Origin of the sequence: Novosphingobium sp. 9U (genome assembly GCF_902506425.1) — a bacterium.
GTDB lineage: Bacteria > Pseudomonadota > Alphaproteobacteria > Sphingomonadales > Sphingomonadaceae > Novosphingobium.
Genome location: NZ_LR732469.1, coordinates 644,347 through 657,393 on the forward strand (window position 1 = coordinate 644,347; position 13,047 = coordinate 657,393).

Genomic DNA, 13,047 nt, shown 5'->3' on the forward strand with positions numbered 1-13,047 from the left:
ATCTCCTTCTGCCCAGCTAAACGCAGCCGTACGCATCTGGAGCCCGCCTAAGTTCGATATTCATCGGTGCATTGCTCTTGAGCCATTACCGTCGTGGCCTGGTCGAGGCCAAGTCAACCCATGAGCGAAGTGCTCGATTGCACTGGATAGCGCCGGCATTGAGGCATCCTTTGCACTGACGAGCGCGCTGGCATGCGGATGTCGCGCTCCGATGCAGAAGATGCCTTCGCACCATCTACCTGCGGCAATGTTGGCGGTTTACCGAACAGGTTCAGCATGCCCAACATGAAGATGCGGACGGCCAGACGGCTTCGATGGCAGCGCCGCCGAGAACCATGTGCAGGATGCTGCCGCCCGGCATGGTCGATTGCAGCTGCTCGTGCTCATGCTTTTAGGAGCCTTGATCGTCCGGCTCCACCGAGTGCAACAACGGCTAGCGAAGCTCAGGCCACGTTACTGCGCTGCAGGTACGACGCGAAGCCGCAATTCTACCGGCAGCATCCCGCGATGAATACCGGGACGACGCGCTCCACCCAGCTCTCGCGCTCTTCCCCAGAAATCTCGCGGCTCGAGAGCATCGCGTTCACATACCAGCCGCGCAGCAGCAGGATGAAGGCTTCGGCGGCCGTGTGGCAGTCGTTGCTACCCAGCCCGGACGCGGCGCTGCATTGCTTGATGAACCACGCCACCTGAGCGATGCCTACTTGCGTGCGTTCCGCCGCCGCCAGCCCCAGCTCCGGGAAGCGATGAGCTTCGGAGTAGATGAGGCGATTGACCGCCATGAGGTCGCCACTCAGACTGATGGCCAGCGTGCGATTGGCATAGGCCTTCAGGCCCGCTTCGAGATTGAGCGGCGCCGAGCCGGTTAGCGTCGCGATAACGGAGAGACGTTCGACCTGCTGGCGCATGATCGCGCGGAACAACTCGTCCTTGGATCGGTAGCGAGAGTACAGCGTGGTCTTCGATATCCGCGCGACCTTGACGATCCTCGAGATCGAGGCTCCGCCATAGCCATGCTGGAGGAACTCCTGCAGAGCGACCTCGAGCAGTTCCTCTTCGATGAGCGGGACACTCTCCGTCGGCGGCCGGCCGCGAGACCGGCGCCCGGAACCCTCCACTTCCAGCTCTGTCACACTCGCCAAATCAGCCGTTCCACTTGCTACCGTCCTGAAGGAAACATCCGCTTAGCTGGCTGCGCTGGTTTCGGCGACCATCCATGCCGTAAACTCACGACGAGGCCGGGCGCCGTCAGGCAGTGGATCCAACTGCCTCGGGATCGCGCACGATCATGCCCGCCAGAATCTCGCCTTCACGCCAGGAGCCGACCAGCTCTTCGAACGCGTCCCAACCGGGGCCGTATGACTCTCCCAGGTACCAGCGGTTCTTGGACGTATCGCCGTCGTTGTTGAAGTAGCTCGGCGGGCACTCGCGCTGCAGGTACGACACGTCGATCGCCGTTTCGCGCAGGAGCTTCACCCAATCGTCTTGTGCTTCCAGGCTCGGTTCCACGGACGTATGCCCGCGGTCCAACGCGGTTTTGATGATGTAGGCGATGTGGAAGCCCTGGCGGCTGAACTGGTGCGTCGTGGTGGCGAAGAAGCCGCCCTGGACATAGCCGGTGAAGAACTGATTGGGGAAGTTGCTGGCCATCGTGCCGTGCAGCGTGCGGTATCCGTCCGACCAGTAATCGTAGAGCGAGAGCCCGTCGCGCCCCTCGATCGTGCGGATGCCCCACCGCTTTTCCAAATCGCTGGTCACTTCGAAACCGCTGGCGCAGACCAGGCAGTCGATCTCGTACTCGGTGCCTTCGTGCACGAAGCCGTTCTGCGTCATGCGCTCGACGCCGCGCGTGTTCGACACGTCGATCAACTTGACGTTGGGCTGGTTGAACGCTGGGTAATAGTGGTCGTTCGAGAGCGGGCGCTTGCAGTTGAACATGAACCACGGCTTCAGAGCCTCGGCGGTCTGCTCGTCCTGCACGATGCTTTCGACGCGGCGGCGCATGCGCTCCATCACGCGCACGTCCATCGCCGCGCGCCGCTCGGCGTACTCCTCCGGGCTCTGCGGCCAGCCGATCTGCTCACTCTCCGCGGCCATGTTGCGGTTGATCTCGGTCCAGATGTCGCAGATCTGGTCGGCTTGGCCCGGCTTGAGCCCGAACACCGCGCCGTCGTGGAAGTTCTTCTGCCGCTCGTACTGCCAGCCCGGCTGGAGCGAGGCCGCCCAGTCCGGATCGGTGGGCGGATTGGGCCGCTCGTCTACGCTCGAGGGTGTGCGCTGGATCACGTAGACCTGCTTGGCGTACTTGGCGAGATACGGAATGGCCTGGATCGCCGTAGCGCCGGTGCCGACGATCGCCACGCGCTTGTCGGCAAGCTTGCTGAGCACCGGGTCCCGCCACTCGCCGCCGGTGTAGTCGTAGTCCCAGCGGGCGGTGTGGAACAGCTTGCCCTTGAAGTCACGAATTCCCGGAATGCCGGGAAGCTTGGGCTTGTTGAGCGGGCCGCCGCACATGATCACGAAGCGCGCTCGGATATCGTCGCCGCGATTGGTTTCGATGTGCCAGCGCTGGATCGCCTCGTCCCACTTCAGCGAGCGCACCAGAGTGTGGAACAGGGCGTTCTCGTACAAGCCGTACTGCGTGGCGATTCGGACGCAATGCCCTTGGATTTCATAGCCGTCCGCGAACTTCTTGGACGGCATCCACCCCGTCTCTTCCAACAACGGAAGGTAACAGTAAGCGTCGTTGTCGCACTGGATGCCGGGATAGCGGTTCCAGTACCAGACACCGCCGAAATCACCGGCATGCTCGATGTGACGGAAAGTGTTGACGCCCGCATTGCGCAAGTGAACGCCGGCCATGATGCCCGAAAAGCCGCCACCCAGGATGGCAACGTCGAGATCTTCACTGATCGGCTCGCGCGCCGTCATCGGCGTGTGCGGATCGGCTTCGTAAGCCTCGGCAAAGCCGGTTTCGGTGCGGACATACTGGTTGCCGCCCTCGGGGCGCAGCCGCCTTAGACGCTCCTGCTTGTAGCGCTCGCGGATCGCGGAGACATCGAGTTCCTCGACGGGCGGCACGTTGGTGGGCTGGCAGGTCATCGCACTCTCCCGATGCTAATCATACACGCTTGAACGTTTGCGCTGTCACCGCACTTCATACGTGTCAAGCCCGGCTTATGTGCATGGATGTGTGCGGGTATAGCGCCGGCGAAGACCGCTCCCGACGCCTACCGCTTTTTACATTGACAGTGCTGCCATGCTTCACGCAATGCTTCCATGCGGTATCAATAATGGCGTGGAGCAATCATGGCCTTGGAAGTGATCGATCTGACTCCGGTGACCGGCTCGGAAGTTCGGGTGGACCTTGCGACGCTCTTGGCGCCTGAGACCGGAAAGGAGCTCCGCCGCCTGCTCGTGCAGCGAGGCGTGCTGGTATTCCGCGGCGCCAACCTGACCGACGAGCAACAGGTCCAGCTCGCCGGAAACATGGGCAACATCCGCGATGAAGGTAAGGACGGCGTCTTCAAGGTCACGTTGGACAAGCGTGAGAACGCGGGCGCTGAGTACCTCAAGGGTTCGTTCCTGTGGCACATGGATGGCACGCACGATCAGGTGCCGGTCTTCGCCTCCCTGCTGAGCGGCCGCAAGCTGTCGCAGGAAGGCGGGCAGACCATGTTCGCCAATTCCTACGCTGCGTACGAAGCGCTGCGCGAGGAGATGAAGCGCAAGATCGAGAACCTGCATGCGGTTCACAGCCTCGGCATGTCCATGACGCGCGCCGGCGTCGAGGCGACCGACGAAGATCGCGCTCGCTGGCACATGGCGCCCGATCGTACGCACAAGCTCGTCTGGCCTCACGCCAATGGACGCAAATCCCTGGTGATCGGTTGCCACGCCTCGCACATTGCCGAAATGGACCGACAGGAAGGCGAGGAACTGATCGAGGATCTCATTGCATGGACGACGCAGCCGCGCTTCGTCTACGTACATGAGTGGACTCCGGGAGACCTGCTGATCTGGGACAACACCGGCGTTCTGCACCGCGTCGAGCCGTACCCGATGGACAGCGGGCGGATGATGCACCGCACGACACTGCTGGGCGAGGAAGCCTTCGCTTAAAGCACAAGAAAAAGAATGTGAGAGGATAAGAGCGATGATCCGGAACCTGCCCGAGAAGTGGGACCTTGAAGTCGATCTGGTGGCCATCGGGTCAGGCGGCGGAGGCCTGGCAGCGGCCATTACTGCGCAGGACCATGGCCTCAAGGCCGTCGTCCTGGAGCGCTCGGACGAAGTCGGCGGCGTGACCGCTTATTCAATGGGCGAGGTGTGGATCCCCGGCAACCATCACGAGCGCGAGCTCGGGATCGAGGACTCGCCGGAGAGCGGCTATCGTTACGTCAAGTCGCTGTCGATGGGTTACGGCGACGAGCGCGCCATGCTGAACCAGTCTATCCACGGGCCGGTCGCGCTGAAATACTTCGAAGACGCCATCGGCCTGAAAATGGACGTCACGCGCAACTTCCCGGATTATTACTACCCGCACAACAACGACAGTGTGGCCGAAGGGCGCTACCTGGAGGTGGAGCCGTTCCCGGCCGAGACACTGGGCGAGTGGCAGCACAAGACCCGGCTCACGCCGCACCTGCCCGCCGGCTTCACCCACCACGACATCTTCCGCGGCGGCGGCCTCGCCAACATGCTGGGCTGGGACTACGAACTGCTTGCGGACCGCATCAGCAAGGATCTGCGCTGCTTGGGGCCGGGCCTTGCAGCTTACTTCGTCAAGGGCGCGCTCGACCGGGGCATCCCGCTCCTCACGGGAACGAGCGCGGAGGAACTCATCGGCGATGGCGAGCGGATCATCGGCGTTCGCGCGGTGCGCGAGGGCAAAGACCTGTTCATCAAGGCTGAGCGCGGTGTCGTTATCGCCGTCAGCGGCTACGAGCGGAACCCTGAACTCGCCAAGACCCTGAGCAACGTGCTCGAGCCCGTTTCGATGGTGATGAGCACCGTCGATGGTGCGCACTTCCGCCTTGCGGGCCCGGTCGGTGCCCGGATCGCCCGCGTGCCCGATCCGGCGAACTTGGGCATCCACATGCCCGGTGAGGAGCACGACAATGGTTCGGCACTGTGGCGCGGCTCGCTGCCGTTCCTCGGCCTGCCGCACACGATCGTCGTCAATCGAGCGGGCAAGCGCTTCGCCAATGAGGCCTTTTACCGCTCCGTCTACTATGCGGTGGATGCGGTAGACGGCGCAACGCAGACCCACCCGAACTATCCCTGCTGGGCTGTCATCGACAGTCAAGCACGCACCAAATACCCGTTCGGCTCCTTCATGCCTGGCGACGAGCTACCTGAAGGACTCGCTGTCAAAGGCGAGACACTCGCCGAGCTTGCCAGCAAGATCGGCGTCGATCCGCAGGGGCTGACCGAAACCGTCGAGCGCTTCAACGGCTTTGCTGCAGCGGGCGAGGACCCCGACTTCAAACGTGGCACGTATCCCTGGGGCGCGGCCATGACCGGTGACCTCAACCACAAGCCCAATCCCAATCTCGGCACGCTCGAACAGGGACCGTACTACGCCATCGAGCTCAAACGGATGGGCGGCGGCGGCATCACCGGCACCGGCCTGCTCGCAGACAACCACTGCCGCGTGATCGGCTGGAACGACAAGCCGATCGAAGGCCTCTACGTGGCCGGCAACTCGATGGCGCGGCTCGATACCGGTGCGGTGATGCAGAGCGGCATCTCCAACGCTCGGGGCATGACGCACGGATACCTCGCAGGGCGCCACGCGGCAGGCAAGCCGAGCGACCTGCTTGACCGCAAGCTCGCCAGCGAGCCGGTGCCAGCGTGATCGACACCGAACAGAAGGTCGTCATCGAGGCACCGATCGAGACGGTCTGGGCTTTCGCGCGGGATATCAGAGCCTGGGCTCAACTGATGCCGGGCCTGCAGGACTGCGACGTCATCGACGATGACAACTCGCGCTGGACCTTGAAGGTCGGTGCCGGCGCACTCGTGCGGGTCGTCAAGGTGGCGGTCAGCGTCGATCGCTGGGCCGGGCCTGAAGAGGTCGACTTCACGTACAAGCTGGAAGGCGACCCCGTGAAGGGCGGCGGCACCTACCGTGCTCGCAGACTGAGCCCCACGGAGACCGAGATCGCGCTTGCCGTGCGGGTCGAAGGTACCGGACCGATGGCGCCGATGTGGGAAGCTATGGGCCGCCCCCTCCTGCCCAAGTTCGCGCGCGGCTTTGCCGAGCAGTTCAAGGCCGAGATCGAGCAAGCGAACCCACCCGTCGCGGCCGCATCGGCAGAGCCTCGCGGTGCCGAGCCGACCACGCCGCCGTCGGGACTTGTGGCGCGGATAATCGCGTTTGTTCGCACGCTGTTCGGCCGGGCGGCCGGCGCATCTAAATAAAAAGGGAAGAGGCTGCCATGAGCGAAGAAAACAAGGCTGTCGTCATCAAGTTCATTAAGGCGTTCAGCGACGGAGATGCCGAGACCGCCAAGACCTGCTTGGCGCCCGATGCGATGACCATCGCCAAGGGGTTCGGCAAGCTTTCGGGTCCGCGACCGTACGAACTCATCGTCGCTACCACCGCTCTGTTCAAGGAAACGGTTCCGACCGGCCTGCGCCCCGACTTCAAGACCGTCACGGCCGAGGACAACCGGGTCGTCGTGGAGTTCGAAGGCAATGCGGTCCTCGCCAACGGCGCGGACTACTGCAACCAGTATTGCATGGCGTTCACGATCGAGAACGGCCTGATCAAGAACGTGAACGAGTACTACTGCACCATCCTTGCCGACGATCGGATCCTGCCGCTGCTCGCCAGCGTCGAGGACCAGCGTCACGAAATTGACGCGATTTAAGCTGGGCGAGAGACGAATCATGACCAGGAAAGTAGCGCTCGTGACCGGCGCGGCTGCGGGTATCGGCGCAGCGTGCGCTCGGCGCCTTGCCCGCGACGGTGTCGCTGTTGGAGTTCTCGACCTTGATGCGGAGCGCTGCGCCGACGCGGTGGCAACCATCGCGGCCGACGGTGGCCAGGCCATCGCGCTGGGAGCCGACATCTCGGACCGCGCGCAAGTGAAGGCAGCGCTGGCACAGCTGCGCGAGGCGTTCGGGCCGGTGTCCATCATCGTCAACAATGCGGCGATCACCGGCTACGTACCGTTCCTCGAAATGACGGAGGAGCAGTGGGAGACAGTGCACCGCGTCAATCTGACCGGGACCTTCATCGTCACCCAGGAAGCGCTTCCTGACATGATCGAGGCATCATGGGGCCGCGTCATCAACATCGCCTCATCCGCAGCTCAGACCGGCGCGCCACGTATGGCGCATTATGCTTCGTCGAAAGGCGGCATGATCGCGCTCACGCGTACGCTGGCGGTTGAGTTCGGTCCTTCGGGTGTCACCGCGAACGTGATCCCGCCGCGCTTCATCACCGGCACGATCATGTCCGAGCATTCGTTCGCCAACTCCAAGCAGCCGATGAGCCGGGAGGCGCTCGCCGCCAGCGGGCCGATCTGCCGCGAAGGTCAACCTGAGGATATCGCCGGTGCCGTTGCCTGGCTCGCATCCGATGAGGCTGGCTTCGTGACGGGTCAGGTGATCGGTGTGAACGGCGGCCGGATCATCGCCTGAACCAGACGAGACAATATCGGGAGTTGCGCGATGAAACTGAACTACGAAGTCTTGAAGCCGACTATCGGTGCGCGTGTCGAACTGAGCCGCGATCAGATCGGCGACCCGCAAGTCGCCCAGGACCTGCTCGAACTGCTCGAGCAGCACACCGTATTGGCGTTCCCGCAGGTCAACTTCACGAACGACGAGCAGCTCGCCCTCACCGACGCGTTGGGTAGCCGCGTCAACATCGCCGCGAGCATCGCCGGCCGCGAGAACTCCGACGAGGTCTATGAAGTGACGCTCAACGAAGGCGCCAAGATCGAGAAGGAATACGTGCTCGGCACGTTCTTCTGGCACATGGACGGCCTGACGGTCGATCTCACTCCGCCCAAGGCCACGGTCCTCAGCGCCCGACGCCTGTCACCCACCGGCGGCCAGACCGAATTCGCAAGCACCAAGGCCGCGTACGCCGCGCTTTCCGAAGAGGAGAAGGCAGAGCTGCAGGACCTGCGCGTGCTGCACACGGTCACAGCTTCCTTGCGCGAAATACTGAGCGAGGAGGAAGTCGATCCCGTGCGACGCACCTTGCGCCACGAGCATCCCCTCGTCTGGAGGCGTGCCGATGGCACGACGTCGATGGTCCTGGGCTCGACCGCGGACCTGATCATCGGCAAGAGCAAGGCTGAGAGCCGGGCGATCCTGGCGCGCCTGCTCGAGTGGACGGTGCAGCCGGCGTTTACTTACCGCCACAACTGGCAGGACGGTGACTGCGTGGTCTGGGACAACACCTCGGCGCTGCACCGGGTCGTTCCCTACGCGCAGGACTCAGGGCGCATGATGCACCGCACGACCATCGCCGGGGTAGAAGCCGTCCATTAAGCGTCGTCTCGCGAGGGAAGCATAGGTGAGCAACGGACAGGTTACATGTGTCCCGGCGTTAAGCTCAGCAAGATCATGGGCGTCTCCTAAGACTGGCTTGGTGAGCTGTTTCGTGCCACATGAGGCCTGATGCACGCTTCGCTACCTTCCAGACATCCATTGCGTTCATGACCTCCGCATTGCACCGGCGCCGACCATGCCATGAACGTTCAGGAGCACCTGCCAGCCTTGGATGACGAGCAGTTCTGCGAGATGTTGTGGTCGCTGCCTGAAGTGAAGCGTGTCCTTATTGAGGGGAACAGGGGATGAGGGCTTACTTCAAGCGCCTAGCCAATCGCATGTGATCGCGCCCCTATGCCCTTCCGGCGCCAGCGCGCACCGCAGGGCTTCCAACAGCGGCGGCAACGCTTGGGTGAAAGCGTAGGGCGGATTGACGATATAGAGGCCGGCGCCGTTATAGATGCCGGGCTGATCGCTATCGTACAACCAGTGCTCCACCGACAGCATCTTCGGAATGCCGAGCTTGCGCAATTGCTCCTTCCACCGCGTATGCGTGCCCCGATCCTTCAGCGGGTACCAGATCACCGTCACACCATGCGCCCATTTGCGACACGCGGCAGCGAGGGTGGCAGTGATGCGGGCGCGTTCATCGGTCTGCTCGTACGGCGGATCGACCACTACCACGCCACGTGCAGTGCGGGGCGGTAGCATCGCCAGCCAAAGCTCATAGGCATCGCGCTCATGAACGGCAGCGGATGTATTACGCATCGCGCGGCGCAGGGCACTGGCGTCCTCGGGATGCTTCTCGTTGAGGATCAGGAAGTCTTGCGGGCGCAGAAGCTGTGCAAGGATTCGCGGCGAGCCGGGATAAAGGTGCGGCTCGCGCCCGACATTGACCGCTTCTACGGTGGCGCGATAGTCGTTCAGCAAGGGGTTCGTGTCCGTAAAGGCACGCAGCACGCCTTGCACGGCCTCGCCAGTACGTCGTGCTTCCTCGCCGCCAAGATCGTAGATCCCGCAGCCGGCGTGTGTGTCGATCAGGGTCAGCGCGCCTTGTTTCTGCTGCAAGGCCCGCACAAGCGCGATCAGCAGGCTGTGCTTCACGACATCGGCGCTGTTGCCGGCATGAAATGAATGTCGATAGTTCATGGTGACTCAAGGATCCGACGGCGTGCCGTCATACGTGCTGTTGGACGCGCTTGCAGCATGACTGCTGGTTCACAGCCGGCCAAAAACCTTCAACGCACATCGGTGCAGGGACTCAAGCCACCCGGTGACGGTCGACACTAGAGGCGGAGACGCACGGATCCGGTCGTGTAGCAATCTCTGATCCTCGATGAGCCGGAACCGACTGATGTAATCGCGAAGCGCATGTTGCGCGCCTTCGATTGCGCGGAGGCAGCCTGGTGGACTTTGGCTCTCCTCCGCGTCGACCTCTTTAATTGCCTTCGGCATCGACTGTGAACACCACTGGCTTGCCTCGGGACATCGGCTCCCAACCGGCTGACATAGCGGCGCGCACGCACCGCGAAATCGTGGCGTCATCGAGTTGAAGACGACCTGGCGGCAAGCCCTTCAAAAGCCGCTTAGGTGGCGGAAACTGTACCCTTGCTTCGCGCTTGGCATCACGCTGGAGTAGGGCAATCGTCATTCCTTTCCAACCTTCGTCATCCGAATGGTGCGGTTCACTTTGGAGGTGCCAATCGTATAGCGCGCCATCGACATCGACGGTGCCGCTCTTGCTCTGGGATTTCGACATCGGGCGGCTCTAGCATGCTATCTCCACCAAAGCACAGAAGCTGTCGACACGTTGTCGACGGCCACAAACGGTCGGGGCGGTTGCCCTTCCTGCGGAAAAAGCCAGTCGGCACGGCGAACGCCACCATCGCAAAGGCTGAGGCAACAGCGCTCAGTGAAGGGCCGTTCTGTCGAACTTGTGAGATGATCGATGCCATGACTGGTGCACAGCACAGGCAAACGAACATCGCGAAGGGCCCGAGAAGCGGCACAAGGCTGTGCCGTGGCCCGGGCCCCTGCATCACCAAGCCAGGTTCACGCGCGCATAAAGGAAGCGACCGTTGAAGCCGAAAGGCGAGTAGTACGGGAACGCGGTGCCGCCATTGTTGTAGTTGATCACGTTGGTGTCCGGCACGCGATCGGGATAGACGTCGAACAGGTTGTTGACGCCAATCGCGACGTTGGACTTGCCGAACAATGGCGCACGCAGCTCGGCATCGACGATGACGTGCTTGCCGGTCTCGACGTAGTCGACCAGGCTGGAGGCCGGCTGGGTGACGCTGCCGTAGTACGTCGCGCGCACCAGGCCGCCGAAGCCGGACTTGTTCCAGTCGACCTGGCCGGTCAGCTTCTCGCCCGGAGTGCCGTCCTCGATGCTGACGATGCGCTGCTGGCCGAACAGCGCGGGCACCGTGATCGTGCCGGTGCCGGTGGGCACGCGGGTGAGCTTCACGTCGTTGAGGTTGCCCGCCACGGTGAAGTCGAAGTTGCCGGCCGCATCTGTCGCCACGCGATAGTGGGCGACGAGGTCGATACCCTTGGTGGTCGAGCGGATGCCGTTCACGAAGAAGCGCGCTGCGCTCACGTTGAACGGCCGCAGCAGTGCTGTGATCGCGGGGCTGGCGTTCACGCCGGTGCCGAGGTTATCCGACAACGCGAGCTGGTCGCGCAGCTTGATGCGATAGGCATCCACCGTGAGATCGAACCCGCCCGAGCGGAAGACGAAGCCGCCCGACAGGTTGAACGACTTCTCGGCATCGAGCGCCTTGCCGCCCAGCGCGGTCGCGACCGGGCTGGTGGACGGAAAGGTGCCGGTATCGACGATCGCGGCCGCGCCGTTCACGTTGGTAACCTGCGGCTGCGTCAGCGTGTAATACTGCTGCTGCAGCGAAGGTGCACGGAAGCCGGTCGAGACCGTACCGCGCAGTGCGAAGCTGTCCGTCAGGTCATAGCGGGCTGAGAACTTGCCGGTACCTGTCTCGCCAAAGTCGGAATAGCTTTCGCCGCGCGCCGCCAAGCCGAGCAGCAGCTTGCCAAGCTGTGCCTCCAGGTCAATGTAGCCGCTCACGTTGTCACGATGGCGGCTGAGCGCGTTAGCGGGCGAGAATCCCTGGAAACCTTGCGCGCCGCTACCCAGCGTGGTGGTAGCGCCGAGCGGACCGCGCGCGTAGCTCTCAACCTGTCCTTCGCGGATCTCGAAGCCCTCGTTGCGATACTCCACACCCCAGGCGACGTTCAGCGAGTTGCCCTCGGCAAAGTCGAACTTCTTGCTGACATCCAGGCCGCCGACGATCTGGTCGTAGATCAGCTTGCCGTCATAGAAGTCGGTCGGCGAGGCAGCGCCATAAGTCGAGTTGATCGAGTTGCGAGTGTGCAGCGTCAGTTCGTTGCGGCCGTAGGAGACGCTGAGGTCGACATTCCAAGTGCTCAGTTCACCTCGGATGCCGAGCGCGGAGTTGATATCATCGGACTTCACGTTGATCTTGGGCAGGAAGCCGGTGGGGTAGATCGCGGCGACGTTGTTGGCGTTGGTGGCTAGGCGCGGGAAGGCCGCGCCGGTGCTGTCGCGGTTCTGATAGCCAGCGTAGCCGTAGACCGACCACACGTCGTTCACCGGTGCGCCGAAGTTGGCGAAGACGGTGTACTGCTCGACTTCGGGATCGCCGAAGCGGCTGGTCACGTCGTTGGGCGTCACCCGACGATCGAGGTCGCCGCGGCTGGTATATCCGCGCTTCAGGTAATCGCCCGAGATTGTCAGGAAGCCGTTCTCGCCGAGGCCGAAGCCCTGCCAGACTGAGGCGTTGTAAGTCTTGCCGTCGTGGCGGTCGCGGCTCTGGCGCGCGGTGTCGACACTGGTCTCATATTGGCCATAGCTTGCCGAGGCGCCGCCGCCGGAGCGCGCTTCACGCAGGCGCAAGTTGATGACACCGGCGATCGCGTCCGAGCCGTACTGCGCGGATGCGCCGTCACGCAGCACTTCGACACGGTCGAGTGCAACGGTGGGAACGGTGTTGAGGTCGAACGCCGCCGAGCCGCGGCCGACCGAGCCGTTGGTGTTGAGCAGCGCCGACGCATGGCCGCGGATGCCGTTGATCAGCACCAGCGTCTGGTCGGGGGAAAGGCCGCGCAGCGTGGCTGGGCGGATTGAATCAGTGCCGTCAACCGCCGCCGAGCGCGGAAAATCGATGGAGGGCGTTACGTTGGAAAGCGCCTGCCCCAGCTCGCTGGTGCCCTGCGACCGCAAGGCGGCAGCCGAGAGCACGTCTACCGGCGAGGCAGTGTCCAGCCGCTGGCGGCCGGCGACACGAGTGCCGGTTACGATGATGTCCTCGCCCGTCGCGCCTAGATCGGCATCGGAAGCGATCGTCGCGCGCGCATCCTGCGCCGAGGCAAGGCCGGGTGCCAGCATAGCGGTGAGCGAGCAGGCAATCAGGGCTGCAGTGCGCGTGTTCATGAATTCTCCGTATTCAAGAGTGTGGAGCTCCAATACACAACTGCGCTTGTAGACATACCTCT

The 13,047-nt window shown here is 63.1% G+C and carries 11 protein-coding genes; 6 read left to right on the forward strand and 5 right to left on the reverse strand.

Annotated features, from left to right (window positions below; all coding sequences use genetic code 11):
* Positions 1-488: 488 nt before the first annotated feature.
* Together GV044_RS02935 and GV044_RS02940 are read right to left on the reverse strand one after the other, a co-directional pair.
* Positions 489-1,133, reverse strand: coding sequence for a TetR/AcrR family transcriptional regulator (locus GV044_RS02935; RefSeq protein ID WP_236554923.1), 645 nt, complete (start codon positions 1,131-1,133; stop codon positions 489-491).
* 115 nt (positions 1,134-1,248) lie between these two features.
* Positions 1,249-3,102 carry an NAD(P)/FAD-dependent oxidoreductase gene (locus GV044_RS02940; RefSeq protein ID WP_159865222.1) on the reverse strand — a complete coding sequence of 618 codons (1,854 nt, stop codon included), beginning with the start codon at positions 3,100-3,102 and terminating at the stop codon, positions 1,249-1,251.
* A 207-nt stretch (positions 3,103-3,309) separates the two neighbouring features.
* On the opposite strand from GV044_RS02940, the gene GV044_RS02945 reads away from it, so the two are divergent.
* The 6 genes from GV044_RS02945 to GV044_RS02970 are packed head-to-tail and all read left to right on the forward strand — an operon-like array spanning position 3,310 to position 8,514.
* Positions 3,310-4,122: a TauD/TfdA family dioxygenase gene (locus tag GV044_RS02945; protein ID WP_159865225.1), complete on the forward strand. Its 813-nt coding sequence runs from the start codon at positions 3,310-3,312 to the stop codon at positions 4,120-4,122.
* Positions 4,123-4,156: 34 nt separating this feature from the next.
* The gene (locus GV044_RS02950) at positions 4,157-5,860 is read left to right on the forward strand and encodes an FAD-binding protein (RefSeq protein ID WP_159865228.1); all 1,704 of its coding nucleotides are present in this window, start codon (positions 4,157-4,159) and stop codon (positions 5,858-5,860) included.
* A complete protein-coding gene (locus GV044_RS02955; RefSeq protein ID WP_159865231.1) occupies positions 5,857-6,426 on the forward strand; it encodes a CoxG family protein in 570 nt (189 codons plus the stop codon). Before GV044_RS02950 ends, GV044_RS02955 begins: the two co-directional genes overlap by 4 nt.
* A gap of 17 nt (positions 6,427-6,443) precedes the next feature.
* Positions 6,444-6,878: a nuclear transport factor 2 family protein gene (locus GV044_RS02960; RefSeq protein WP_159865234.1), complete on the forward strand. Its 435-nt coding sequence runs from the start codon at positions 6,444-6,446 to the stop codon at positions 6,876-6,878.
* A gap of 19 nt (positions 6,879-6,897) precedes the next feature.
* Positions 6,898-7,653, forward strand: a complete 756-nt coding sequence (locus tag GV044_RS02965) for an SDR family NAD(P)-dependent oxidoreductase (RefSeq protein ID WP_159865237.1) — start codon at positions 6,898-6,900, stop codon at positions 7,651-7,653.
* Between the two features lie 30 nt (positions 7,654-7,683).
* On the forward strand, positions 7,684-8,514 hold the full coding sequence (locus tag GV044_RS02970) for a TauD/TfdA family dioxygenase (RefSeq protein WP_159865240.1): 831 nt from the start codon (positions 7,684-7,686) through the stop codon (positions 8,512-8,514).
* Between the two features lie 318 nt (positions 8,515-8,832).
* Here GV044_RS02970 and GV044_RS02975 read toward each other — a convergent pair whose 3' ends face one another.
* From GV044_RS02975 to GV044_RS02985, 3 genes are all read right to left on the reverse strand, one after another.
* Positions 8,833-9,663: a 23S rRNA (adenine(2030)-N(6))-methyltransferase RlmJ gene (locus GV044_RS02975; protein WP_159865243.1), complete on the reverse strand. Its 831-nt coding sequence runs from the start codon at positions 9,661-9,663 to the stop codon at positions 8,833-8,835.
* A 289-nt stretch (positions 9,664-9,952) separates the two neighbouring features.
* Positions 9,953-10,273: a hypothetical protein gene (locus GV044_RS02980; protein WP_159865246.1), complete on the reverse strand. Its 321-nt coding sequence runs from the start codon at positions 10,271-10,273 to the stop codon at positions 9,953-9,955.
* Between the two features lie 279 nt (positions 10,274-10,552).
* Positions 10,553-12,985: a TonB-dependent siderophore receptor gene (locus GV044_RS02985; RefSeq protein WP_159865249.1), complete on the reverse strand. Its 2,433-nt coding sequence runs from the start codon at positions 12,983-12,985 to the stop codon at positions 10,553-10,555.
* Positions 12,986-13,047 lie beyond the last annotated feature (62 nt).

Excerpts from the sequence above, each read along its gene's own strand:
- GV044_RS02940 (WP_159865222.1), bottom strand. The coding sequence starts at position 3,102 with ATGACCTGCCAGCCCACCAACGTGCCGCCCGTCGAGGAACTCGATGTC.
- GV044_RS02945 (WP_159865225.1), top strand. The coding sequence starts at position 3,310 with ATGGCCTTGGAAGTGATCGATCTGACTCCGGTGACCGGCTCGGAAGTT.
- GV044_RS02950 (WP_159865228.1), top strand. The coding sequence starts at position 4,157 with ATGATCCGGAACCTGCCCGAGAAGTGGGACCTTGAAGTCGATCTGGTG.
- GV044_RS02960 (WP_159865234.1), top strand. The coding sequence starts at position 6,444 with ATGAGCGAAGAAAACAAGGCTGTCGTCATCAAGTTCATTAAGGCGTTC.
- GV044_RS02965 (WP_159865237.1), top strand. The coding sequence starts at position 6,898 with ATGACCAGGAAAGTAGCGCTCGTGACCGGCGCGGCTGCGGGTATCGGC.
- GV044_RS02970 (WP_159865240.1), top strand. The coding sequence starts at position 7,684 with ATGAAACTGAACTACGAAGTCTTGAAGCCGACTATCGGTGCGCGTGTC.
- GV044_RS02975 (WP_159865243.1), bottom strand. The coding sequence starts at position 9,663 with ATGAACTATCGACATTCATTTCATGCCGGCAACAGCGCCGATGTCGTG.
- GV044_RS02980 (WP_159865246.1), bottom strand. The coding sequence starts at position 10,273 with ATGTCGAAATCCCAGAGCAAGAGCGGCACCGTCGATGTCGATGGCGCG.
- GV044_RS02985 (WP_159865249.1), bottom strand. The coding sequence starts at position 12,985 with ATGAACACGCGCACTGCAGCCCTGATTGCCTGCTCGCTCACCGCTATG.